24 protein-coding genes and 1 tRNA gene are annotated in these 22,216 nt (G+C 68.0%); 16 read left to right on the forward strand and 9 right to left on the reverse strand.

Features of this window, described 5'->3' with window-relative positions; translation table 11 throughout:
* The first annotated feature begins 421 nt into the window (after positions 1–421).
* From CFB40_RS28400 to CFB40_RS28420, 6 genes are all read left to right on the forward strand, one after another.
* Positions 422–1,321, forward strand: a complete 900-nt coding sequence (locus CFB40_RS28400; protein ID WP_089433058.1) for a M24 family metallopeptidase — start codon at positions 422–424, stop codon at positions 1,319–1,321.
* Positions 1,322–1,366: 45 nt separating this feature from the next.
* Entirely contained in the window at positions 1,367–3,154 is a 1,788-nt protein-coding gene (locus CFB40_RS28405; RefSeq protein ID WP_089433059.1) for an SDR family oxidoreductase, read from the forward strand.
* Between the two features lie 31 nt (positions 3,155–3,185).
* The gene (locus CFB40_RS28410; RefSeq protein ID WP_089426938.1) at positions 3,186–4,091 is read left to right on the forward strand and encodes a metal-dependent hydrolase; all 906 of its coding nucleotides are present in this window, start codon (positions 3,186–3,188) and stop codon (positions 4,089–4,091) included.
* Positions 4,092–4,169: 78 nt separating this feature from the next.
* Positions 4,170–4,457: a hypothetical protein gene (locus tag CFB40_RS28415; RefSeq protein WP_089426937.1), complete on the forward strand. Its 288-nt coding sequence runs from the start codon at positions 4,170–4,172 to the stop codon at positions 4,455–4,457.
* Positions 4,458–4,911: 454 nt separating this feature from the next.
* Complete coding sequence (locus tag CFB40_RS38825; protein ID WP_175240184.1) at positions 4,912–5,070, forward strand: hypothetical protein; 159 nt, start codon at positions 4,912–4,914, stop codon at positions 5,068–5,070.
* Between the two features lie 115 nt (positions 5,071–5,185).
* Entirely contained in the window at positions 5,186–5,815 is a 630-nt protein-coding gene (locus CFB40_RS28420; protein WP_143329900.1) for a DsbC family protein, read from the forward strand.
* Positions 5,816–5,945: 130 nt separating this feature from the next.
* Here the strand turns inward: CFB40_RS28420 and CFB40_RS28425 are convergent, their stop codons facing one another.
* On the reverse strand, positions 5,946–6,224 hold the full coding sequence (locus CFB40_RS28425) for a hypothetical protein (protein WP_011354312.1): 279 nt from the start codon (positions 6,222–6,224) through the stop codon (positions 5,946–5,948).
* A gap of 238 nt (positions 6,225–6,462) precedes the next feature.
* The gene (locus CFB40_RS39255; protein WP_254600214.1) at positions 6,463–6,873 is read right to left on the reverse strand and encodes a hypothetical protein; all 411 of its coding nucleotides are present in this window, start codon (positions 6,871–6,873) and stop codon (positions 6,463–6,465) included.
* Between the two features lie 140 nt (positions 6,874–7,013).
* Here CFB40_RS39255 and CFB40_RS28440 point away from each other — a divergent pair, with 140 nt between their 5' ends.
* Entirely contained in the window at positions 7,014–8,315 is a 1,302-nt protein-coding gene (locus tag CFB40_RS28440; protein ID WP_089426935.1) for an NCS2 family permease, read from the forward strand.
* 249 nt (positions 8,316–8,564) lie between these two features.
* Here the strand turns inward: CFB40_RS28440 and CFB40_RS28445 are convergent, their stop codons facing one another.
* Positions 8,565–8,852 carry a DUF1488 domain-containing protein gene (locus CFB40_RS28445; protein WP_011354308.1) on the reverse strand — a complete coding sequence of 96 codons (288 nt, stop codon included), beginning with the start codon at positions 8,850–8,852 and terminating at the stop codon, positions 8,565–8,567.
* A 240-nt stretch (positions 8,853–9,092) separates the two neighbouring features.
* Positions 9,093–9,368 carry a DUF2964 domain-containing protein gene (locus CFB40_RS39260; RefSeq protein WP_264163869.1) on the reverse strand — a complete coding sequence of 92 codons (276 nt, stop codon included), beginning with the start codon at positions 9,366–9,368 and terminating at the stop codon, positions 9,093–9,095.
* A 287-nt stretch (positions 9,369–9,655) separates the two neighbouring features.
* Between CFB40_RS39260 and CFB40_RS28455 the strand changes: the two genes are divergently transcribed.
* The 8 genes from CFB40_RS28455 to CFB40_RS28490 all read left to right on the forward strand — a co-directional run bounded on the left by CFB40_RS28455 (position 9,656) and on the right by CFB40_RS28490 (position 15,114).
* Entirely contained in the window at positions 9,656–11,560 is a 1,905-nt protein-coding gene (locus CFB40_RS28455) for a sigma-54-dependent Fis family transcriptional regulator (RefSeq protein ID WP_089433061.1), read from the forward strand.
* Between the two features lie 99 nt (positions 11,561–11,659).
* A complete protein-coding gene (locus CFB40_RS28460; protein WP_089433062.1) occupies positions 11,660–11,962 on the forward strand; it encodes a 2Fe-2S iron-sulfur cluster-binding protein in 303 nt (100 codons plus the stop codon).
* A gap of 58 nt (positions 11,963–12,020) precedes the next feature.
* Positions 12,021–12,515, forward strand: a complete 495-nt coding sequence (locus CFB40_RS28465; RefSeq protein WP_089426932.1) for an SRPBCC family protein — start codon at positions 12,021–12,023, stop codon at positions 12,513–12,515.
* Positions 12,516–12,607: 92 nt separating this feature from the next.
* On the forward strand, positions 12,608–12,985 hold the full coding sequence (locus CFB40_RS28470) for a DUF2946 domain-containing protein (protein WP_089433063.1): 378 nt from the start codon (positions 12,608–12,610) through the stop codon (positions 12,983–12,985).
* 302 nt (positions 12,986–13,287) lie between these two features.
* Complete coding sequence (gene copC / locus CFB40_RS28475; protein ID WP_089433064.1) at positions 13,288–13,653, forward strand: copper homeostasis periplasmic binding protein CopC; 366 nt, start codon at positions 13,288–13,290, stop codon at positions 13,651–13,653.
* 80 nt (positions 13,654–13,733) lie between these two features.
* Positions 13,734–14,180 carry a copper chaperone PCu(A)C gene (locus CFB40_RS28480; protein WP_089433065.1) on the forward strand — a complete coding sequence of 149 codons (447 nt, stop codon included), beginning with the start codon at positions 13,734–13,736 and terminating at the stop codon, positions 14,178–14,180.
* Between the two features lie 31 nt (positions 14,181–14,211).
* Positions 14,212–14,385, forward strand: coding sequence for a hypothetical protein (locus tag CFB40_RS38830; protein ID WP_179255313.1), 174 nt, complete (start codon positions 14,212–14,214; stop codon positions 14,383–14,385).
* Positions 14,386–14,484: 99 nt separating this feature from the next.
* Positions 14,485–15,114 carry a LysE family translocator gene (locus CFB40_RS28490; RefSeq protein ID WP_089433067.1) on the forward strand — a complete coding sequence of 210 codons (630 nt, stop codon included), beginning with the start codon at positions 14,485–14,487 and terminating at the stop codon, positions 15,112–15,114.
* 15 nt (positions 15,115–15,129) lie between these two features.
* On the opposite strand, the gene CFB40_RS28495 is transcribed toward CFB40_RS28490, so the two are convergent.
* On the reverse strand, positions 15,130–16,455 hold the full coding sequence (locus tag CFB40_RS28495) for a leucine-rich repeat-containing protein kinase family protein (RefSeq protein WP_089433068.1): 1,326 nt from the start codon (positions 16,453–16,455) through the stop codon (positions 15,130–15,132).
* 141 nt (positions 16,456–16,596) lie between these two features.
* Here CFB40_RS28495 and CFB40_RS28500 point away from each other — a divergent pair.
* Positions 16,597–16,681 (forward strand) — tRNA-Leu (locus CFB40_RS28500).
* A gap of 192 nt (positions 16,682–16,873) precedes the next feature.
* Here CFB40_RS28500 and CFB40_RS28505 read toward each other — a convergent pair.
* Genes CFB40_RS28505 through CFB40_RS28520 form a run of 4 tightly spaced genes read right to left on the reverse strand, consistent with a single transcriptional unit; the run spans position 16,874 to position 22,157 of the window.
* A complete protein-coding gene (locus CFB40_RS28505) occupies positions 16,874–18,121 on the reverse strand; it encodes a RhtX/FptX family siderophore transporter (protein WP_089433342.1) in 1,248 nt (415 codons plus the stop codon).
* A gap of 22 nt (positions 18,122–18,143) precedes the next feature.
* Positions 18,144–19,655 (reverse strand): PepSY-associated TM helix domain-containing protein, encoded by a 1,512-nt coding sequence (locus CFB40_RS28510; RefSeq protein ID WP_089433069.1) that lies wholly within the window; start codon positions 19,653–19,655, stop codon positions 18,144–18,146.
* A gap of 1 nt (position 19,656) precedes the next feature.
* A complete protein-coding gene (locus CFB40_RS28515) occupies positions 19,657–19,920 on the reverse strand; it encodes a hypothetical protein (RefSeq protein WP_089426925.1) in 264 nt (87 codons plus the stop codon).
* A complete protein-coding gene (locus tag CFB40_RS28520; protein WP_089433070.1) occupies positions 19,920–22,157 on the reverse strand; it encodes a TonB-dependent siderophore receptor in 2,238 nt (745 codons plus the stop codon). The genes CFB40_RS28515 and CFB40_RS28520 overlap by 1 nt, the downstream gene beginning before the upstream one ends.
* Between the last annotated feature and the right edge of the window lie 59 nt (positions 22,158–22,216).

Below are 22,216 nucleotides of genomic sequence, written 5' to 3' on the forward strand. Positions count from 1 at the left end.
CCGGGACGGCTCCGAACCGGGGGCGAATGATGTGACGAAATTATTTCGGCAATTTGACAGCGTCACGTCGCGACACGACGGGGAGTTGATCCGGCGCGACATGTCGCGCCGTTGCGAGGCGGCCGCGCGCGCGGCCGTCCGGGCCGGCACCGGCAGACGGCTCGTGACGATCCCGGCCAGTGCACCCGCCCCGAACGGGGGTGCGCAGGGAGCGTCCGGCCCAACTTCCGTTAAATCTAGAGTCTCCACTCCACTTCGGCCCTTCATTAGGACAAATCCTCACCCCTGGGGGCTGGCGCGCGTCCCGGAACCGTCTATGATCATTACATCGATCAATGACACATTAAATGCTGACTGAATAACCCGTGACGGTGACGCCGGCGGGCGCATTCCGGATCAGCGCCCCCAACGGAGACGCATCATGGCCGACCACCCCCCGCTGCCGGAAGTCCACCTCGACGAGTTGCCGCAATTCCGCGCGGTCCAGCAGCTGGCGTACCGCTGCGTCGAAACCGTCGGCGCGATGCTCTACCCCGGCATCACCGAAAAGGAAGCGGCGCGCCTGCTGACCGAATGGCTGCAGGACAACGGCGTGCACGACTGGCTGCACAAGCCGTTCGCGTGGTTCGGCGACCGCACCGCGTTCGAGGGCTTCTCGGGCCTCAAGCACATGGGCGGCTTCAATCTCGCGTTCTTCCCGAGCAACCGGCAGCTCGAAACCGACATGCCGGTGATCCTCGACGTCGCGCCGGTGCTCGATGGCATCGTGGCCGACGTCGGCTACGCGCACTGCCTCGGCCACAACCCGATCCTCGAACAGCTGCAGGACGACCTGATGGACCACCGCGACATGATCGTGCGGCTCGTGAAGGCACGCCGGCCGATGGCCGAGGTCGCGCAGGAAGTCGACGCGCTGTGCCGCCGCCAGGGTGTCGAGCCGCGCCACAAGGCCTATCCGTTCAAGGTACTCGCGCATCGCGTCGCGAAGATCCACAAGCTGTCGAAACCGCGCTTCGTCGCGCGCTTCGGGCTGAACGCGACGCGCAACCTGCTGCTCGACCAGGGCCGCGCGGCGAAACAGCAAGGCTGGTCGCCGCTGTGGTCGATCGACCGTCGCTCCGAGCATGCGCCGGTGCCGGGCCTGTGGGCCGTCGAGCCGCATCTCGGCTTCGCCGGCGTCGGCGCGAAATTCGAAGAGCTGCTGGTCATCACCGAAGACGACGCGTACTGGCTCGATGAAGACCTGCCGCACGTGCGCCGCTGGCAGCGCCGCCAGGCCGAGCGGATGCAGGCCGTCGCGACCGTGCCGGCCGCCGCCTGACCCGCACGCGCCCATCCTCCCGACTCCCTGAACGACGGACTCACGATGCAGCCTCTTTCCGACGAAGCGCCGCTGGCCCTGTTCGAATCGGTTCACAGCGAAACGGCGGTCGCCTCCGGCGACCTGACGCTCGCGGTCAAGACCTGGGGCGACCCGGCCCGCTCGCCGGTCGTGCTCGTGCACGGCTACCCCGACGACAGCAGCGTCTGGCAGCACGTCGCGCCGCTGCTCGCGCGCAAGCACTACGTGATCGCATACGACGTGCGCGGCGCGGGCCTGTCCGGCGTGCCGAAGCGCACGGCCGACTACCACCTCGCGAAGCTGACCGACGACTTCGTCGCGGTGATCGACGCGCTCTGCCCCGGCCGCGCCGTGCACCTGGTCGCGCACGACTGGGGCTCGATCCAGGGCTGGGAGTTCGTCACCGATCCGCGCCTCGCCGGCCGCATCGCGTCGTACACGTCGTGCTCGGGGCCGTGCCTCGACCACGTCGGCTTCTGGCTGCGCGAACGCGTGCTGCGCCCGACGCCCGCGTCGCTCGGCAAGCTCGGCGGCCAGCTCGTGCGGTCGTGGTACGTGTACCTGTTCCACCTGCCGTTCATCCCCGAGCTCGGCTGGCGGCTGTGGCTCGGCCGTGCATGGCCCCGCCTGCTTCGCCAGCTCGAAAAGACGCCCGCCACGCCGCGCCCGACGCAAGCCGACGACGGCGCGCGCGGCGTGCGCCTCTATCGCGCGAACTTCATCCGCTGCCTGTTCGCGCCGCGCGAGCGTTACGCGCATGCACCGGTGCAGACGATCGTGCCGCTCGGCGACAAATACGTGAGCCCGGCGCTGTCCGAGAACCTGTCGCGCTGGGTGCCGCAGTACTACCGCCGTGAAGTCGCGGCCGGCCACTGGCTGCCGCTCGCCGATCCGACGCGCTTCGCGGCGCTCGCCGGGCAACTGATCGACGCGGTCGAATCGGGCAACGAACCGCCCGCGCTCGCGAACGCGCGCCGCCGCGCCACGAGCGGCCGCTTCAGCGGCAAGGTCGCGGTGGTGACCGGCGCGGGCAGCGGCATCGGCCGCTGCGCGGCACTCGCGTTCGCCCGCGAAGGCGCGACGATCGTCGCGTGCGACATCGACCTCGCGAGCGCCGAACGCACCGCGCTGCTGATCGGGCTCACCGGTGCGCAAGCGCACGCGAAGCGGGTCGACGTCGGGTCCGCCGATGAAATGGAAGCGCTGGCGACATGGGTCGGCAGCGAACTCGGCGGCGCGGACGTCGTGATCAACAACGCGGGCATCGGCATGGCCGGCGGCATCCTCGACACGAGCACGCGGCACTGGGAGCGCATCCTGCACGTGAACCTGTGGGGCGTGATCCACGGCTCGCGGCTGTTCGCGCAGCAGATGGCCGCGCGCGGCACCGGCGGGCACATCGTCAACACCGCCTCGGCCGCCGCGTTCGGGCCGTCGCGCGACCTGCCCGCGTATGCGACGACGAAGGCCGCCGTGCTGATGCTCAGCGAATGCATGCGCGCAGAACTCGCGGAACAAGGCATCGGCGTGACGGCCGTGTGCCCCGGCTTCGCGGAGACCGGAATCATGGCGTCGACGCAATACGCGGGCGCCAACGCACAGGACGAAGCGCGGCTGCGCAAGCGCGCGACGAAGCTGTACCAGATGCGCGGCCTGAAACCCGAAACCGTCGCGCAGGCGATGGTCGACGGCGTGCTGCGCAACCGCCCCGTCGTCGCGGTCGGCGGCGAGGCGCACGCGATGCGCTTCGTCGGCCGCTTCATGCCGTGGCTCGGCCGGATGATCGCCCGCGTCAGCATGGCATCGCATTGACGGCGCACGAGGCCGCACAGGGAGACACAAGATGACCGATACCGCCGACTATCACAAGATCAAGGCCCGGCACGTGAAGTTCGACTTCAGCGACACGCCGGTTACCTGGGTGCCGAACGACCCGGGCAGCACGCACATCATCAACACGCTGAACCTGCTGTTCCCGGAAGGCGAACTGTGGTTCTGCCGCGTGTACAACAAGGCGTTGCCGCTGATCACCGATGCGCGCCTGCGCGACGAGGCCGAAGGCTTCCTGCGGCAAGAGGCCGTGCATTCGCGTTCGCACGGCGGCGTGCTCAAGCACTACTACGACCGGCACGGGATCGACACGAAACCGTTCACGCAGAAGCTCAATCGCCTCTTCACGCGCGTGCTCGGCGAACAGCCGCTCGGGCTGAAGATCGGCCACACGCGTTTCTGGCTGCGCCAGCAGCTCGCGGTGATCGCGTCGCTCGAGCATTTCTTCGGCTATCTCGGCAACTGGGTGCTCAACGCGCACGGGCTCGACGAAGGCAAGGCCGACCCGACGATGGTCGACCTGCTGCGCTGGCACGGCGCCGAGGAAGTCGAGCACCGCACGGTCGCGTTCGACATCTACCGGCACCTGGGCGGCACCTATCCGGAGCGCTGCGTGCACATGGCGTTCGTGATCCTGCTGCTGCTCTACTACATCACGACGGGCGCGAAATTCATGTACCGGCGCGACCCGGCCGCCGGCCGCTACCCGGGTTTCGTGCTCGCGTGGTGGCAAGGCTCGCGGCGCGGGCACCTGCCGTCGTTCTGGAAGGTGATCGGCGCGGCGCTGCGCTATTTCAAGCCGGGCTATACGCCGCACCACGAAGGCTCGACCGAACAGGCGCTCGCCTATCTCGCCCGCTCGCCGGCCGCGCAGGCGGCCGCGCACGGCGGCAACTGGGGCACGACGAAGGGTGCCTGAACGGGTTTCCCATGGGCTCGGCGGGCGTCGCCCGCCGAAATGCGTACAATCGCGGCTTCATTTCCCGGAGGTGCCGCGATGGCCATGAAGAAAACCGATCTCGAAAAGAACAAGGCGCTCAAGCTGACGCACGCGCTGAAGCAATCCAGCTCCGCGCGTTTCGGCAAGGGCGCCGAAGAAGCCACCAAGCTCGACCGCCGCGCGCAGCGCAAGCTCGACCAGGAACAGGGCCTCGTACCGTTCGCCTGCAAGCTCAACGCCGACCTCGTCGAACAGCTCAAGGCCCGCGCGGCCACGCACCCGGAAGGGATGACGGGCCTGCTGTCCGAGCTGCTCGTGAACGGGCTCGCGCAACGCGACGCGTGACCCGCGCCCGCGTCGAACACTGCCGTTGACGCCGCCGCGCGGCGACGCACGCGCTCGCGTGCCTGTGTTCGCGCTCATTGCCATCGCGATCCATCGCCGGGCACAGGCACGAAACGGTGCGTCATCGATGGCGCTGGCGCGTCAGCGCGCCAATGGGTACCGCCGCCCCTCACACCAGGCCTCGCCGGAAACGGCCGAGGCTTTTTTTTCGAGTTTGCGCGCCGTCCGTCCGGTCCAGTGAATCGAACGGAGAACACGACGGGCCGCGCAAGCACGTTGTCCGTCAGCCGCCCGCGACGCTCGCGCCAGCGGGAACACGGGACCGAAAGCACCCGCGTATTGAGATTCTCTTCAGGAAGTTGGTCGCATCGATGCGGCGCGGACACACTACGTATCCCGAACGCCTTGTGTCACCCGAGAAGGCGTTCCCCCCATCGAAACCGGAGATTATCTGATGAACGCATCCCGAGTGATACTTGCTCTCGCCGCAGCATTCGCCGTCAGCGGCAACGCCGTGGCCTGCGACGATCCTGATCACGACGCGCCCGCTGCCCAGCAACAGACCAGCGACCACGCGAACGATCAGGCAAGCGCGGAAGCCGCCGGCCACTGAGCGCCGTGCGCGTTGCCCGAGCACGCCGGCGTGATGCCCGGTCGGCCGGGCATCACCGACGCGTTCACGGCATGCACTGAACCGGACTCGCACTCGTTGGTCACGTACGTACGTGGTGTGCGGATCTTCCCAATTATTCGCATCCCGAATCAACATGACAAAACGAATGCTGCTCCGGTTGACCGTGCTTTCGAGCCTGCTCGCGGGCCTCCCTTCCATCCTGAACGCGGCGCCGGCACCGGCAAGTCACGGTGCGCCCGCGGCGTCTTCCGGCGCGATCACGCTGCTCCCCGGCGCCCGCATTGCGGCGCGCGACACCGGCGCGGTTCTGGCGTCGATGGCGCGCGCCCACGCGATCCAGACGGTCCGCGGCAACGGCAAGCGGACGCTCTACGTCTTCTCCGATCCGGATTGTTCCTATTGCAAAAGACTGGAGCGCACGCTTGAACGGATCGACAACGTGACCATTCACACCTTCCTCTATCCGCTCGAGGGACTCCATCCGCAGGCCGCCGCGCATGCGCGCGGCGTCTGGTGCGCGAATGACCGGAATGCGGCGTGGAAAGCGTGGATGATCGACAACGTGCAACCTGCTGCAGGCACGTGTGCGGCACCGCTCGCGCAGATCCGCTCGCTCGGCCTTGCGTTGGGCCTGCGCGGCACGCCGACGCTGTTCAACGCGAACGGCCGCATGATGTCCGGTGCGGTTTCCGCACCCGCCATCGAAACGTTGCTGAACGACTGAACCTGCTCGAAGAAATGCACGCACCCGCGACGCGCTATCGCATCGCGGGTGCGCTTTCAATGACGCGGCACGCCAGTGCGTGCCGCGACCGATCGCGCGCCGTGCGCAGCGACGGGATGCAGCAGGTGCATCAGGTGCTGGCGGCGAGACGCGGGCCCGTGCTTCGGGGAGTGGACTCGAGGTCGGGACGTTGCGCTGCCTGCGAGGTCACCCACGGATCGATGCCCTGCTTCTGCACCTCTTCCAGGAATGACACACGTGTGCGCCAGTAATCCGCTTGTAATTTCGCGTCGATGACGCGCTGTTCGGCTGCGAACAGTTCCATGCGCGCCGTCACGAGCATCGACGCAGCGGTTTTTTCCGGCGTGGGGGCGTGTCGCATCGCCCAACGGCTGATCCAGTTCAACATGCTGACCTCCGTGATTACGGACGAACCCGCATCGGGCAATCGCAAGCGGCCGTGCCTGCCCGAACACGCAACGGCCTTGACCGCACTTCACCGCCCGGCCTGCACGGACTGCGACTCCCCCGCGTCGGCAATTTCCGGCCGGCGTGTGCATGCGCGGTGTATCTATCCTAGAAAGACTTGCCGGTTTATGCGATGGGGTCTTGCAATCTTTTACACAGAAACCACAGTCGCCCCCGCTTCACGAAATGACAGTTGCGGGCGGGACGGCTTCGGCGCACGATAGCCCGATATCTGCACCCGCCTGGACTGACGAATGGCCGCTGCACGCCGCTGCCGGGCATCCGCACCGGCCACGCACGTGCGTTCGCGCGCACGCGCCGCCTGCCCCGCGTTCGTGCAGCATGCGGGCGCTCCGTTTCAGTCGGATGTCATCATCCCGCATCCACGCCGCGTGATCCACCGCGCGTGCCGTCTTGCACGCCGTTGCGCACGCATCGGCCGGCGTCGTTCGCGCATCCCGCTCCCGTTTCAGCCATTTCTGCCGGCCCGTTCCGCCCGAACCGGTAAAATGCGCGCCTTCGTCGCGCGGCCGGGCTGCCAGACCGTTCGCGCGCAGGCAGCCGATCGATCTTTCGATCGTGCCCTCCAACTATATCGTCCGAGCTATCCGCGCTATTACAATCCGCCGATAGCCGGGCAATAGTGGCTGGTTACAGTAAGCCGGCCGCGCTGCCTTTACAACAATTCGGCACAACAAGCAACACGACAACCGACCGGAGAAACGCCTTCATGGAATCCATCAAGCGGTATTTCGGCTTCGCTGAAGCCGGCACCGACTTCCGCACCGAAATACTCGCGGGCGTCACCACGTTCCTGACGATGGCCTACATCATCTTCGTCAACCCCGCGATCCTCGGCGACGCCGGCATGCCGAAGGAATCCGTGTTCGTCGCGACCTGCCTCGTCGCGGCGCTGGCGTCGCTCATCATGGGGCTGTACGCGAACTACCCGATCGCATGCGCGCCCGGCATGGGCCTGAACGCGTATTTCGCGTACACGGTCGTCAAGGGAATGGGCTTCACGTGGCAGGCCGCGCTCGGCGCGGTGTTCATCTCCGGCTGCCTGTTCCTGCTCGTCACGCTGTTCCGCGTACGAGAGGCGATCGTCAACGGCATTCCGAAATCGCTGCGGATCTCGATCACCGCGGGTATCGGCCTGTTCCTCGGCATCATCTCGCTGAAGACGTCGGGCGTGATCGTCGGCAACCCGGCCACGCTCGTCACGCTGGGCGACCTGCACAAGCACGACACGATCCTCGCGATCGTCGGCTTCTTCACGATCGTCACGCTCGACCACCTGCGCGTGCGCGGCGCGATCCTGATCGGCATCATCGGCGTCACGATCCTGTCGTTCTTCTTCGGTGACAACCAGTTCCACGGCGTGTTCTCCGCGCCGCCGTCGATCGACGCGACGCTGTTCAAGCTCGACATCGGCGCCGCGCTGTCGACCGGCATCATCAACGTGATCCTCGTGTTCTTCCTCGTCGAGCTGTTCGACGCGACGGGCACGCTGATGGGCGTCGCGAACCGCGCGGGCCTGCTCGTCGAAGGCAAGATGAACCGCCTGAACAAGGCGCTGCTCGCCGACAGCACGGCGATCGTCGCGGGCTCGGTGCTCGGCACGTCGTCGACCACCGCGTATATCGAAAGCGCGTCGGGCGTGCAGGCCGGCGGCCGCACGGGCGTGACGGCCATCACCGTCGCGGTGCTGTTCCTCGCGTGCCTGTTCATCGCGCCGCTTGCCGGCGTCGTGCCGGCCTACGCGACGGCACCGGCCCTGCTGTACGTGTCGTGCCTGATGCTGCGCGAAATGGTCGAGGTGCCGTGGGACGATGCCACGGAAGCCGTGCCGGCCGCACTGACCGCACTGCTGATGCCGTTCACGTACTCGATCGCGAACGGCGTGGCATTCGGCTTCATCGCGTACGGCGGCCTCAAGCTGCTGACCGGCCAGGCCCGCTCGGTCAAGCCGATCGTGTGGCTCATCGCAGCCGTGTTCCTGTTCCGCTTCTTCTATCTCGGCAGCGAATGACGGCGGCGCTTCGGCGCGCGGCATGATGCACGATGAAAAAACGCCACCTTCGGGTGGCGTTTTCGTTTTCGCATGATTCTTCTGCGATCCTGACGAATCGACACGTCCGGCCATGCCGACGGTCGGTCAAGCCGGTGCGGCCCGCATACGAAAATGCCGCCCGGCCCCGCCGAACGGCATTGCGTGCAAGGCAACGTCTTCGCGTGCGCAGCGTTCAGCGACGTGCGCCGCCAGACGGGCGTCGTGTCGTCAGCGCCAGTTGGCCTCGTAGAAGCGGACGTAGCCGCTGCGCAGCGTCACGCATTGCGCACGCGTCTCCGACAGCAGGCGACGTGCAGCCGCCTCGATACGATCGCGGTGCTGGTCGAATGCGCCGACCATGTCCTCGAAGCGCGGCGACGCCGCGCCGAAGTGATCTTCCAGCGCCTCGGCGGTGATCTGACATTGGACGCGCTCGCCATTGACCAACGCCGTGAACGCCAGCATCAGGTCGCGCCCCGAATACTCGGGCTTCTCGTTCGTGAAATGGATCTGCATGGGAGCCGCCTCGACCGGTAGAAAACGAATGACCGCGTCCGTCGTCCGCTACCGGCCGGACGAAATGTACGCGGGCTCGCCGGCGGAGGCACTGCCCGCGGGGATAGGCGCGGACAATGCATGCCGGTTGATTTCCACTTTAGACGGTTTCGCGCAGGAGACAAATTTTCCGGCGTGCGTCGTTCCGACGCGCATTTCATCAGATCAGCGCGGCATCCGGCACCGTTTCGGAAACCGGCGTCAGTGAGGGTCGTTCGGCCAGACGTTGAGCGCGATGGCAGCCGTCGTGGCGCCCACCGCGATCGCGGCCGCCCCGTATCGCACCGCATCGGTCAGATCGAACAGCAGCCCGTGGATCGCCACGGCGATGCCGCCCAGCATGATGAATGTGGCGATGGCCGCCAGCACGACTCTCAGTTCCGTCCGAACCATGATGCGTCTCCCGAACGGATGCATGTCGCGTCGCATGCATGTTGCAATGCGGAACACGGCGCGTGCGTGCTCCATTTCCATCATTGCAGGCGGGCATTTAAAAGCAAGGGGATTTTGTTCGCGGTCGCGCTTCGTACGCGGCGCTTGTATGATGATGCGTACCCGGATGGCTGGCGTTCGCACACCGATGGTGCGCCGCACGCGAAGGCGGGAATCCGTAGAGGATTTCGGTGCGTAGGCGTGCGCCGGATCGGCCGATTTCGAGGAGCATGGGGCCTGAGTGAGTGTTGAAATGCTCACCGGGTTCGACCGCGAAGCATGGGGTCCCAGTAAGCGCTAAAGCGCTAACTGGGACCGACAGGAGACAAGTCATGCCGCAACCTTTCGTGCTGCCCGCCACCGCGGGTCGCACCGACCTGCTCGCGCAGGCGCATGCGCGTTCGACCGCGGTCGGCCTGCGCGCGCACGAACGCCCGGATTTCTCGCCGCTGTCGCGCCTCGCGCTGCGCGAACTGCTCGACACGAATCACGCACTGTTCTCGCACGCCCGCCCGGTGATGGAGAACCTTCACGCGCAGATCGCCGACACGCAAAGCCTCGTGCTGCTGACCGACGCCGACGGCGTGATCCTGCACAGCATCGGCGACGCGGACTTCATCGAGAAAGCCAACCGCGTCGCGCTGTGTACCGGCGTGTCATGGGCGGAAGGCGCACGCGGCACCAACGCGATCGGCACCGCGCTCGCATCGGGCCAGGCCGTCGCCGTGCATGGGTCCGAACACTTCCTGCGCGCCAACCACATCCTCACCTGCTCGTGCGCGCCGATCTTCGATCCGTTCGGCCGCACGCTCGGCACGCTCGACGTCAGCGGCGACCCGCGCGGCTCGAGCCCGCATACGCTCGCGCTCGTGCGGATGTCCGCGCAACTGATCGAGAACCACCTGTTCGCGAACCAGTGCGCGGAAGCGTTGCGGCTGCGCTTTCATGCACACGAGGAATGCGTCGATTCGCTGTTCGCCGGGCTCGTCGCCTTCGGCCCCGACGGCGGGCTGATCGCCGCGAACCGCAGCGCGCAATTCCAGCTCGGCGCGTCGTTCGACGCACTGCAACATCAGGCCAGCGACGCACTGTTCGGCATGCGCTTCGGCCAGCTCGCGCAGCAGGCGGCGCGCGCGCCCGGCGCGATGTTCCGCCTCACGCTGTCGACCGGCGTCCGCGTGCTGGCGCGCTGCGAATTCGCGGAAGCACACAAGACCACCGTCGCCGTCACGCCGCCCGCGCCCGCCGCACGGATGCGCACGCCGGACCCCGACACGATCACGTTCGCAACGCTCGACACGGGCGACGCACGCATGGCCGCCGTGCTCGAACGCGTCGCGAAGATCCGCGGGCGCGACCTGCCGCTGCTGATCCTCGGCCAGACCGGCACCGGCAAGGAATGGCTCGCCCGCGCCCTGCACCAGGCATCGCCGCGTGCGGACGGCCCGTTCGTCGCGGTCAACTGCGCGGCGCTGCCCGATTCGCTGATCGAGGCCGAACTGTTCGGTTACGAGGACGGCGCATTTACCGGCGCACGCAAGCGCGGCAGCCCCGGCAAGATCGTGCAGGCCGACGGCGGCACGCTGTTTCTCGACGAAATCGGCGACATGCCGCTCGCGCAGCAGGTCAGGCTGATGCGCGTGCTGCAGGAACGCGCGGTGATGCCGCTCGGCGGTGCGCGCGCGGTGCCGGTCGACGTGCGGGTGGTCTGCGCGACCCATCGCGACCTGCGCGCGATGATCGCGGAAGGCACGTTCCGCGAAGACCTGTTCTACCGGATCAACGGGCTCGCGGTCACGCTGCCGGCGCTCGCCGCACGCACCGATCTTCCCGCGCTCGTCGAGCGGATTCTCGCGCGGCTCGCGCGCAGCGAACCGATGCCGCGCCGTATCGCGGCCGACGTGCTCGACGCGTTCACGCGCCACCGCTGGCCCGGCAACCTGCGCCAGATGACCAACGTGCTGCGTACGGCCGGCATGCTCGCCGAAGACGAAGCGGAAATCACGCTCGCCCATTTGCCCGACGATTTCTGGCTCGATTGCGACGACGCACCGGCAGCGCCCGCCGCCGCGGCGCCGGCCGCATCGGCCGTCACGCACGAAGGCACGACACTGCAAAGCCATCAGGCCGCGGTGATCGACGCCGTGCTCGCGCGGCATGGCGGCAACGTGTCGGCGGCCGCGCGCGAGCTCGGTCTCGCCCGCAATACCGTGTACCGGCACCTGCGCCGGCATTGACGCAGGCGGCCGGCCGGCGCCGGCCGCCAGCACGTTCGGGTATGCTTGGCGCGTTGCCGCCGAACCGCCGCCCGCCTCTGCCTCCGCCCTGCCTCCGCCATGACCGATCCGGAACACCTGCCCCTCGTGCGCATCGAGCCGCTCGGCTCGACCTTCGATGCGCCCGATTCGCTGACGCTGCTCGAAGCCGCCGCGTTCGCGCACGTGTCGCTGCCGCGCTCGTGCCGCAACGGCACGTGCCGAAGCTGCCTTTGCCGGATCGTCAGCGGCAGCGTACGCTACACGATCGAATGGCCGGGGCTGAGCCGCGAGGAAAAGGCCGACGGCTATACGCTGCCGTGCGTGGCCGTCGCGACGTCGGACCTCGTGCTCGACGTGCCCGACGCGGTCATGCTCGACTAGACGCGGCGTGCGCTCACGCATGCCGTCCAGCAAAGGTTGATCCGGAGTGGAGAACGTCATGACCCAGCAAACCGATCGCATCGAAAAACAGGCCCAGCTCAACGCATCGCCCGACCGCGTGTGGGAAGCCGTCAGCAATTCCGGCGAATTCGGCCAGTGGTTCGGCGTCACGTTCGACGGGCCGTTCGCGGCCGGCCAGCCGCTGTTCGGCCGCATCACGCCGACACGCGTCGACGACGACGTCGCCAAGGCACAAGAGCCCTACGCGGGCACTGTGTTCGAAATCGTCGTCGATCGACTCGAGCCGAAGCAACTGTTCTCATTTCGCTGGCATCCGTTCGCGATCGACCCGAATTTCGATTACGCGTCCGAGCCGATGACGCTCGTCACGTTCACGCTCGCCGCACAGGCCGGCGGCACACTGCTCACGGTCACCGAAACGGGCTTCGACCAGTTGATCGAAGCGCGCCGCGCGAAGGCGCGCGAGATGAACGACCAGGGCTGGGCCGCACAGATGACGCTGATCACGAAATACCTGGCGAAGCACGCGTAGCGCGCCGCCACGCCGCAGGTTCGTGCCGACATGCGCATCGACGTGCGTGGCATAATCCGCTCCATCGTCGCCTGTACGTCACCGCGCATCGCATGCTGAGTCGTCGCCTCCGGAAGATCGGCAGTCTGATCGGGATGCTCGCCATCCTGATGACGGCGCTCGCGCCGACGATCTCGCAGGCACTGACGACGCAGCAGCGCGTCGAGACGCTGCTGGCCGGCTACTGCTCGGCCGCGCCGGCCACCGGCGAGCCCGCCGCCGATTCGTCGCAGAAGAGCCTGACGGCCCACCTCCAGGCATGCGGCTATTGCAGCCTGCTTGCTCACACACCCGCACTGCCCGCGCCCGAACTGACGTTCGCGGCCAACGTGCACGTCATTCAGCACCGCGAAGCGACCCGCTTCGACAGCCTGCGCCGCGCGCTGCCGCACACGGCCGCGCAACCGCGCGCCCCTCCGTTCTCGTCCTGATTCGTCGTCAATGCCCGTGATGCCATCAAGCATCGCGTGGCCCGCGCACGCCGCCGGCGTGTGCGACCTGTCACGTTTCGAAGGACGATCATGTGTCACCGTATTGCGCGCGGCGTCGTGCCGTGCGTGCGGTTGGCGGCTTCCGGTTCGTACTGTCACGCCGACATTCGCTCGCGGGCGAACGTCCGGCCGCGCACGCTCGCGCTGACGCCAGCCGCCCTCGGTGCTGCTGCGAGGGTACACGTGCATCCGTCCGTCGAATCCGTGTTGCGCCATCCGATTCGCCACTCGCACATTCGATCATGAACACCCCCTCTTTCGTTCGCGGCGCGCTCGCCGCACTCGGCTTCGTCGTCATCCAGGCCGCCCACGCTCATGCGCTTCCAAAGACGCAGGAGCCGGCCGCCGACGCCACGCTTTCGACCGCGCCGCACGCAGTCACGATCGGTTTCAGCGAAGCACTCGAGCCCGCTTTCAGCTCGATCGTCGTCACCGACAGCCATGGGCAATCGGTCGTCGACGGGAAATCGTCCGTCGATGCACGCAACCGGAAGCGCATGCAGGTCGCGCTGACCAATCTGACGGCCGGCACGTACACGGTGGCGTGGATCGCGGTGGCCAGCGACGGCCATCGCACGCAAGGCCGCTACGCGTTCGCGCTGAAATGAGATCCGCGATGCGCATCGGCGTTCCGCGCCGGCCGCGTCGCCCCCTTTTCCACTGCATCCACCCATCAGGAGAACCAACCATGAAGCGCTTGATTCCGACCGGCCTGCTGTTCGCACTGCTGGCGCTGCAAGCCCCCGCCACGTTCGCCGCGACGGCCGTGCAGGCAGAAAACTGCTGGATTCGCGCGATGCCGGCCACCGTGCCGTCGTCCGGCTACTTCACGCTGAAGAACGACGGCGACGCGCCCGTCACGCTGACCGGCCTCGACTCGCCCGCGTACGGAATGGCGATGCTGCATGAAACGCAAACGAGCGGCAGCACCGCGAAGATGGTTCACGTCGACGCCGTCGAAGTGCCCGCGCACGGTACGCTGACCTTCAAGCCCAAGAGCTATCACGTGATGCTCGAGCAACCGCGCCAGGCCGTCGCGCCCGGCGCGAAGGTGCCGTTCCGGCTGCATTTCGCGGACGGCTCGACGGTGTCCGTGACCTGCGATGCCAAGGCGCCGACCTACGCCGGCCAGTAACGTCCACCGCCCCCGATCGAAGGAGATGCACATGAAACATCGCCTGCCGCTGGCCGGCCTGATCGTCCGCTACCGGACACCGCTGAACGTCGCCGTGATGATCGTCTGCGGGATATGGGCCGGGTGGATCGCGTGGATGACGCGCCCCGCCGCGATCGATACGCCGCCGTCGATCCCGGCGTACTGCATGCGCGACGCAAGCTGACCCACCGCGCCGGCGCGGTTCCGGCGCGAGCCTGCGCCCATTATTGGCGTGGCATCATCGGTTCATCCCGACCGCCGGAACCGCCTCTCGGAGCGCCGCATGTCCATTCAGACCTGGATGCTGTTTGCCGCAGCCTATCTCGCCACGACGCTGTCGCCGGGGCCGAACGTGCTGCTCGTCATCCGCAACACGGTGCGCTACGGCACGCACGGTACGGCCGCGACGATCGCGGGCAACCTCGTCGCGCAAGGGGTGGTCGTGATACTCGTCGCGCTCGGCGTCGGCGCGGTGCTGGCCGCGATGCCGCCGCTGTTCGTCGCGATGAAGGTGGTCGGCGCCGCGTACCTGATCTTCCTGGGTGTCCGGCAACTGCGCGGCGACCGCAAGGCCGCCGCTGCGACCGGAGAAGCGGAAATCGCCGCGCCCGACCGCGGGAAACTGTTCCGCGAAGCGCTGTTCGTGTCGGGCAGCAATCCGAAGACGATGATCTTCCTGTCGGCGTTCATGCCGCAGTTCATCGTGCACGACCGCCCGCTCGCGCTGCAGTTCGTCGTGATGTACGCGACGATCGCGTGCACGGTGGTGGTCGTTCACAGCGTCTATTCGGCCGGCGTGCGCCGCTTCCATCGCGGCTTCGGCATGAGCCGCGCGGTGCGTGCGCTCAAGCGCGCCAGCGGGCTGCTGTTCGTCGGGCTGGGGATCAGGCTGCTGACTGCGCGTCAGGCTTGAGCCGACGCGCGCTCGTCAGCGTGTGTGTGCGGCCAGCTCGGTCGCGATCTCGCCGAACGACGGCCGCGCATCGACGTCTTCATTCAGGCAGGCCACCGCGAGCGCATCGAGCGCGTTTCGGCTGGCCCACGTGCGCGGCTCGCATCGTTCAAGCAACTCGCCGAGCAGATAGGCGAACGCCCGCACCTCGATCCGTTCGAATGCTGTAGCGCGCGTGCGATCGTTCACGTCATAGAGCGACGCCGCGCCGAAATCCCCGAGCAGCGCACCGCCTTCGCCATCGTGCAGGATGTTGTGCGCGTACAGGTCGCCATGCATGATGCCGCGGGCGTGCAGATGGCCCGCCACCGACGCGATGCCATGCGCGATCCGCACCGCCTCCACCGGCGTGAATTTCGCATCGGCCGCATACACGTCGCGCGTGCAGGTCGCGAAGCTCGGCGGCCCGGCGAGGTTCGTGAGCGCGGGATCGACCAGTTCCATCACGAGGCCGTGCGTGCCGTCCGGATGCCCGCTCACCTTGCCGATCACCGGGATCATGCTCGGATGGCGGCCGGCGTGCAGGCATGCGGCCATTTCGCAATCGGGCAGGCCGTCGCTCGTCACCGCGCCCTTGAACAGCTTGACCGCGACCGCCCGTGGCGGATGCCCGTCCGCGCGCCACTGCGCGCGGTAAATGACGCCCGATGCACCCTCGCCCAGCTTCTGCTCGCAGGCCAGCGATGCCCAGTCGACGTTCGCGACCTCGGGCCCGGCCGACGCCGCGGCTTCCGGCGCGGCGCCGAACGGGTTGCCTGCGGTGGCGAGCCATGCGAGGCGCGGCAGGCGCAGCAGCCAGTCGGGCAGTGCGTCCAGCCGGTTCGCGGACAGGCGAACCAGTTCGAGCGCGCGGCATGCGGCCATTTCCGCCGGCAGCGCGCGCAGCCGGTTGCCGGCGAGCATCAGCTTCTGCAGCCGCGAGCAATCGCCGATATCGGCCGGCAATGCGTCGATGGCGTTGTCGGTGAGGATCAGCCAGCGCAGCGCGCGCGGCAGCGACCCGCTCGGCACCGTTTGAATCCGGTTCGCCTTGAAGCCGATCATGTCGAGCTGCCCGCACGCGCCGAGCACGTCGGGGAACGCGGTGAAGCGGTTGCCGGACGCGAACAGGATGCGCAGGCGGTGCAGCCGCGGCAGGTCGTCCGGCAGTGCGGACAGCGCATTGCCGGTGAGGTCGAGCACTTCGAGCGTGTCGGCGAGATCGAAGATCGCGCGCGGGAATTCCGTCAACCCGCATGCGAGCTTGAGTTGCCGTGCGCCGGCGAGCTGGCCGGCCTGCAGTTGTTCGAGGGTGTGTGTCACGCGAAGAAAACAGGTGGCGGTTGCGACGATCGTCGGGTCGATCGCCCGAATTCTACCGGGATCGCCTGCGTGCATTCACCGATCTTGTCACACCCCCTTCACAAACGCGCAACGTCGCGCTAGAATTGCGCCCCTTGCAGTGCCGACGTGGTGAAATTGGTAGACACGCTATCTTGAGGGGGTAGTGGCGAAAGCTGTGCGAGTTCGAGTCTCGCCGTCGGCACCAGGATTTCTTCTCTCATCGTTGCGCGACATGCGACAAACGCATTCCGGCAACGATCGACGATCATCCCGCGCAATCGCGCACCGCTGTTTCCGATTCCCACATCAGGCTGCAATCAGGCACCATGCTGCTGCGAATTCGCGCGCTCCCGACTGCCGTCCGGACAGCCGGAAGCGTACGTGTACGTCATGTCACTCACGACGCCAGCGCATCCTCCCCCTTCACCGCATACGCCGCCTCCCGCCGCCGCAACCGCATTGCGATCAACGCGGCCAGCACCGCCAACGCCACACCGGCGAGAAACCCGCCCGTATAACCCACCTTCGCGGTCAGCGACAAAATCGTCGACGACGCGATCAGCTCGCCGAGATCGCGCGTGCTCTGCACGGCCGTCACGTCGGTGCCGGCCTGGTCGCTGCCGCCCGCGAAGCGCATGCCGGCCGTCATGATCGACACCGACGTGATCCCGGTCGCCAGCGAACCGAGCACCGTGCACAGCCACGCCCACGACGACGCCACCGGCAGCCATCCGCTCGCCTGCGCGAACCACAGCAGCGCGGCCGCGCCCGCACAGCTCACGCCGGCCGTAAACGCAGGCCACAACCCGAGCCGCCTGACGAGCCACGCGCCGCCGCCGCATCCGAGCACAACCGTCACGATGCCGCCGGCCATCCCGAGCTTCCCGATCGCGTCGAGCGACCAGCCCGCGTCGTTGAGAAACAGCTTCGACAGGCCGAAGCCCGATACGGCCGTCATCGCCGACAGCAGCGCGAGCGACAGCAGCGACCACGAACGCGGCCGCTTCGCGAAGCGCACGAGGCTCGCGTTGGGTTCGGCTTGCACCCGTGCACGATCCGCATCGCGCGGCAGCACCCACAGCACGCACGCGAGGCTCGCGAGCGGCACGGCGGCCAGCGCGAGAAACGCGGCACGCTGCCCGAACAGGCCGATCAGCGTCAACGTGCCGGCGCCGCCGCCGAAGAAGCCGATCATCACGCCCGCGATCTGGATCGCGTTGATCTTCGCGAGCGTGTCGCCGCTGAAGTGCTCGGCGGCCATTCCGTCGTTCGCGATGTCCTGCGTCGCGCTCGCCAGCGACGCGACGGCCAGCAGGCCGACCGCCCACCCGGCCGTCGCGACCGTCATGCCGATCTGCGCGAGGCTGCCGAGGCACAGCACGACGAGCGTCTGCATCGGCAGCATCCAGCTGCGCCGCCGCCCGATGCGTGGCGACCAGCGGTTGTCGACGACGGGCGCCCACAGGAATTTCACGACCCACGGCAAACCGACGAGCGGCAGGAACGCCAGTGCGTGAAGCGGCGCGCCGTCGTGGCGCAGCAGGGTCGGCATCGCGTCCATCGCAATGCCGATCGGGATTCCCTGTGACAGGTAAAGCAGCGTGATCGTGATGACCAGGCGCCGAAGTTCGAGCAGATCGCGCATCGAAGTCTCCAGTTGCATGACATTAAAAAGGTTCAGCGCCGGCCGGCACGCGCGCGGGCCGCAGCGCATCCCGGCGCGGACGGCGCGCGGCACGCAGCAGCAATGCGCCGAATGCGACGAGTGCCGCGTCGATCGGCCAGTACACGGGTTCGCCCGCGCCGAGCAGCGCGATCGCGCAGTGCGTCACGCCGGCCAGCCCGTACGCGGCACCGGCCGCGCGCATCAGCCTGCGCAGCCAGACCGCGCGATCGGCCACGCACGCCGCCAGCGCGACCGCGCCGCCCCACACGGCCCAAAACAGCATCGCGAGCACATGATCGACGTGCACGCCAGCGGGCAACGCACGCCCGGCGAACAGCAGTACGCCGCCCGCGAGCACGAGCCCGCCGCAGGTGCCGACGGCGGCGGCGGCCAGCACGTTCGCGGAGCGATCCTGCTGCGCGCGCCGCCGCTCGATCCACAAATGCAGCCCCGTCGCGCACAGCGCGCACGCGGCGAGCCCCATCAGGAAATGCACGACGCGCAGCACGCCGCCCATCGCCCCCACCCAGCCGTATTGCGCGAAGTGCAGCGGCTGCACCGCGATGAAGGTGCGCAGCCAGAAGCCTCGGCCGCGCGACGTGGCATCCGCGAGCCATTGCCCGTCCGCCGCGCGATACAGGTGACGCTCGAACACCGCCGTGCTCGGCAGGCCGGCGGTCGTACCGGCAATCTCGACGCGCGCATTCGCATCGCCCCAGCCATGCAGCACGACCGCTTCGGGCCGGAAATCCGGCATGCGCGCCGCGTCGCGCCGCAGCAGCGCATCGAGATCGGGCGCGCGTTGCCACGCGCCGCCGGCTGTTGCAGGCGGCGGCCCGCCGAGCAGTTCGGCGAACGCGCGCTGCGGCTGCCCCGGATACGCGACGCCCGCGAGCGACACCGTGCCGAGCGCGCCGAGCCCCGACAACGCGCCGGTGAACGCGAACAGCACGAGCCACGGCGAGCCCCACAGGCCGATCCCCGCGTGCAGGTCGAACAGCGCGGCGCGCAATCCTTTGCCGCGCCGGATGCGCGCGGCATCGGGCCAGCGCCGGTGATGCACGACCACGCCCGCAACGATGAGCACGAGCAGCACGATGCCCCACAGGCTCACGAAGATGCGCCCGGGAAAGCCCGCGAACAGCGTCTTGTGCAGCGTGACGAGCAACGCCGCGCGTCCGCCGTCGGCCAACCGCTTGCCCGTCGCCGGGTCGAGCGCCAGCGTGCACGCGTGGCCCGCGTCGCAGAAACGGATCGCCGGATCGTCCGGTCGCGGCAGCACGACGCGCGCCTCGCGCAACGGCACGCCGAGCGCCGCTGCGCGCGCGACGAGTTCATTCAGCGAAAGCGACGGCCGCGCGACGGCGACCGACGACGGCCGCCACCAGCCCTGCATCGAATCGGTCGCGAGGCTCCACGTGCCGCTGAACAGCACGACGAACAGCACCACGCCGAACAGCGCACCGGCGCCGCGATGCAGCGCGCGCCAGCGTGAACGCAATGACGCGTCCATGTCAGCGCCCTCCCCAGCACATCGCGCACGGCACGAGCACCGCGAGCCATGCACCCGCGCGCCACGCGGCCTGCCGCCGCCCGGGCGCGACGAGCACCCACAGCAGCGCGGCGACGCCCGCGGCAAGCGACAGCAGCACGGCCGCGTAGAGCCGGTTCAGGCCGTCGGCCGGGTAATGACGGGCCAGCGTGACCGCGAGCGCGATCGCGCCCGGCAGCACGCCGCCGATCGCCAGCACCGCCCGCGTCCCCCAGCCGCCCGCCATCAGAACTGCCCGCGCACGGTCAGCATCACGTTGCGCGGTTCTCCGTAACGGTTGTTCCAGCCCGGGTTGCTCAGGCTCAGGTAGTACTTGCGGTCGAACAGGTTGTTGACGTTGACCGCCGCGCTCCAGTGCTTGTCGTAGCGGTAGCCGAGCCGCACGCTCGCGAGCGCGTAGCCGCCCTGGCTCATCGTGACGCCGTTCGCCTGCGCCGAGTAACTGCTCTGCACCTGCACGCCGCCGCCGACGCTCCAGCGCCGCTCCTGCCACGGCAGGTCGTAGTTCGTCCACAGCCGGAACAGGTGGCGCGGGTTCAGCAGCGGCGCGAACGACGAGCCAGCGTTCGCGAGGTTGTCCGCGTAGCGCATCGTGTCGTACGTGTAGCTCGCCCATACGCTCCACCACGGCGTGATGCGGCCGTTCGCCTCGAATTCGAAGCCCTGGCTGCGCACGCTGCCGCCGTTCACGTAGTAGCAGTTCGGCCCCGCGCACGGATGCGCGAGATCGACCTGCGGGTTGTTGTCGAGATCGATGCGGAACGCCGCGAGCGACACGTTCAGCTTGCCGCCCGCCAGTTCGCCCTTCACGCCCGTCTCGTAGGTGCGCCCCTTCACCGGCGTCAGGATGCCGCCGCCCCACATCGATTTGGTTTGCGGTTGGAACACTTCCGCATAGCTCGCGTACCACGACCAGTCGTGCGCGAAATCCCAGATCAACCCGCCGTACGGCGTGAACTGGTGGCCGGTGTTGTAATGCGCGCCGAGGCTGTCCTGGTTCCACCAGCTCAGCCGGCCGCCGAGCACGAGCGTGACGGGTTCCGCGAGCTTGATGCGGCCGAGCCCGTACACGCCCTTCTGCGAGATGTCGTTCTGCTGCGACTGCTGGTACGGGCCGACGTCCGGCTCGGGCACGCTGCTCGGGTTCCAGCGGTACACGTTCACCGGCGTGCCGACCACGTTGCCCTGCAACTGCGCCGACATCTGCCCGCTGCTGCTGTTCGCGTAGGTCACGCCGAACAGCAAATCGTGCGTGAGCCCGAACGCATGCACCGGGCCCTGCACGTTCGCGTCGAGGCTGCGGCTGTAGCTGCTGAACTGGTACGCGCCGCCCGTGAGCGCACCGCCCGCGCCGGTCGCCGGGTTGATTGCGCCGAACGAGCCCGCGTACTTCAGGTCCGAGCGCACGCTCTGATATTCGCCGCTGACCTTCGCCTTCCAGCCGGCGCCGAGCTTCTGCTCGACCGACGCGAACGCGCGCGTCGTGTCCCAGTCGAAGTGGCCCCACGCGGTGTCGAGGAACGTCGAGCGCGACAGGCCGAGGCTCGATCCGTCCCGCGCCATCGGCACGCCGGACATGTCGGGTATCGAACGCGTCGTCTGATACTGCGCGCCGAACGTGAGCAGCGTGTCGCGCGTCACGTCGACTTCCGTGATCCCGTAGATCGAGCGCGTGTCCTGCTTCGCATGGTCGTAGAAGAAATGGCGATCCTCGTACGCGGCGACGAGCCGGCTGCGCACGGTGCCGGCCGCATTGAGCGGGCCGCCGATGTCGGCTTCCGCGCGATAGCGGTCCCAGCTGCCGACGCTCACGCTCGCGTTCGCGGAAAACTGGTACTGCGGCCGCTTGCGCACGAGGTTGACCGTCGCGGCCGGGTTCCCCGAGCCGTGCAGCAGGCCGTTTGCGCCGCGCAGGATTTCCACGCGTTCGTACACGGAGATGTCCTGCGGCGCGCTCGCCATGTCGCCGATCACCACCGGCACGCCGTCGAATTCGAACGAATCGACCTTGAAGCCGCGCACGAAATACGCGGTGGTAAGCAGCACGTACGGCTGCACGGTCACGCCCGCCGATTGCTGCATCACCTCGTCGAGCGAGAACAGGTTCTGCTGGTCGATCCGCTCGCGCGTCGTCACGCTGACCGACTGCGGAATCTCCCGCAACGCCAGCGGCATCTTGCCGACCGTCGCCACCGACGGATCGTCGGCCGCGCCGCGCGACGCGGTCACTGAGATCGCCTTCAGCTCGCCCGCGGCGGGCTTCACGGCGGCCGTGCCCTCCTTCCGGACTTCCGCGCCGGACGCCGGCGCAGAGGCCGGCGCCGTCTCGGCGAACGCCGCCGCCGGATGCGCGGCGATCAGCAGGCCCAGATACAGCGACGGACGCCAGCGCCGTCGCCCCAAACGGGCGACGCGTGCGCCCTTCGTCCTTGATCTCCCAGGTTCCAGCACCTCGTACCGCATTCACGCCCCCGTATTTGATAATCATTCTCATTATCAAATAGAACCGGCGGGCGATTTTT

The organism is Burkholderia sp. AU31652 (assembly GCF_002223155.1).
In the GTDB taxonomy this organism is placed as follows: Bacteria; Pseudomonadota; Gammaproteobacteria; order Burkholderiales; family Burkholderiaceae; genus Burkholderia.

Excerpts from the sequence above, each read along its gene's own strand:
- CFB40_RS38830 (WP_179255313.1), top strand. The coding sequence starts at position 14,212 with ATGAAACATCGCCTGCCGCTGGCCGGCCTGATCGTCCGCTACCGGACA.
- CFB40_RS28460 (WP_089433062.1), top strand. The coding sequence starts at position 11,660 with ATGACCGATCCGGAACACCTGCCCCTCGTGCGCATCGAGCCGCTCGGC.
- CFB40_RS28410 (WP_089426938.1), top strand. The coding sequence starts at position 3,186 with ATGACCGATACCGCCGACTATCACAAGATCAAGGCCCGGCACGTGAAG.
- CFB40_RS28445 (WP_011354308.1), bottom strand. The coding sequence starts at position 8,852 with ATGCAGATCCATTTCACGAACGAGAAGCCCGAGTATTCGGGGCGCGAC.
- CFB40_RS28455 (WP_089433061.1), top strand. The coding sequence starts at position 9,656 with ATGCCGCAACCTTTCGTGCTGCCCGCCACCGCGGGTCGCACCGACCTG.
- CFB40_RS28405 (WP_089433059.1), top strand. The coding sequence starts at position 1,367 with ATGCAGCCTCTTTCCGACGAAGCGCCGCTGGCCCTGTTCGAATCGGTT.
- CFB40_RS28400 (WP_089433058.1), top strand. The coding sequence starts at position 422 with ATGGCCGACCACCCCCCGCTGCCGGAAGTCCACCTCGACGAGTTGCCG.
- CFB40_RS28490 (WP_089433067.1), top strand. The coding sequence starts at position 14,485 with ATGTCCATTCAGACCTGGATGCTGTTTGCCGCAGCCTATCTCGCCACG.
- copC (WP_089433064.1), top strand. The coding sequence starts at position 13,288 with ATGAACACCCCCTCTTTCGTTCGCGGCGCGCTCGCCGCACTCGGCTTC.
- CFB40_RS28415 (WP_089426937.1), top strand. The coding sequence starts at position 4,170 with ATGGCCATGAAGAAAACCGATCTCGAAAAGAACAAGGCGCTCAAGCTG.
- CFB40_RS38825 (WP_175240184.1), top strand. The coding sequence starts at position 4,912 with ATGAACGCATCCCGAGTGATACTTGCTCTCGCCGCAGCATTCGCCGTC.
- CFB40_RS39260 (WP_264163869.1), bottom strand. The coding sequence starts at position 9,368 with ATGATGGAAATGGAGCACGCACGCGCCGTGTTCCGCATTGCAACATGC.
- CFB40_RS28465 (WP_089426932.1), top strand. The coding sequence starts at position 12,021 with ATGACCCAGCAAACCGATCGCATCGAAAAACAGGCCCAGCTCAACGCA.
- CFB40_RS28425 (WP_011354312.1), bottom strand. The coding sequence starts at position 6,224 with ATGTTGAACTGGATCAGCCGTTGGGCGATGCGACACGCCCCCACGCCG.
- CFB40_RS28515 (WP_089426925.1), bottom strand. The coding sequence starts at position 19,920 with ATGGCGGGCGGCTGGGGGACGCGGGCGGTGCTGGCGATCGGCGGCGTG.
- CFB40_RS28510 (WP_089433069.1), bottom strand. The coding sequence starts at position 19,655 with ATGGACGCGTCATTGCGTTCACGCTGGCGCGCGCTGCATCGCGGCGCC.
- CFB40_RS28470 (WP_089433063.1), top strand. The coding sequence starts at position 12,608 with ATGCTGAGTCGTCGCCTCCGGAAGATCGGCAGTCTGATCGGGATGCTC.
- CFB40_RS28520 (WP_089433070.1), bottom strand. The coding sequence starts at position 22,157 with ATGCGGTACGAGGTGCTGGAACCTGGGAGATCAAGGACGAAGGGCGCA.
- CFB40_RS28440 (WP_089426935.1), top strand. The coding sequence starts at position 7,014 with ATGGAATCCATCAAGCGGTATTTCGGCTTCGCTGAAGCCGGCACCGAC.
- CFB40_RS28505 (WP_089433342.1), bottom strand. The coding sequence starts at position 18,121 with ATGCGCGATCTGCTCGAACTTCGGCGCCTGGTCATCACGATCACGCTG.
- CFB40_RS28480 (WP_089433065.1), top strand. The coding sequence starts at position 13,734 with ATGAAGCGCTTGATTCCGACCGGCCTGCTGTTCGCACTGCTGGCGCTG.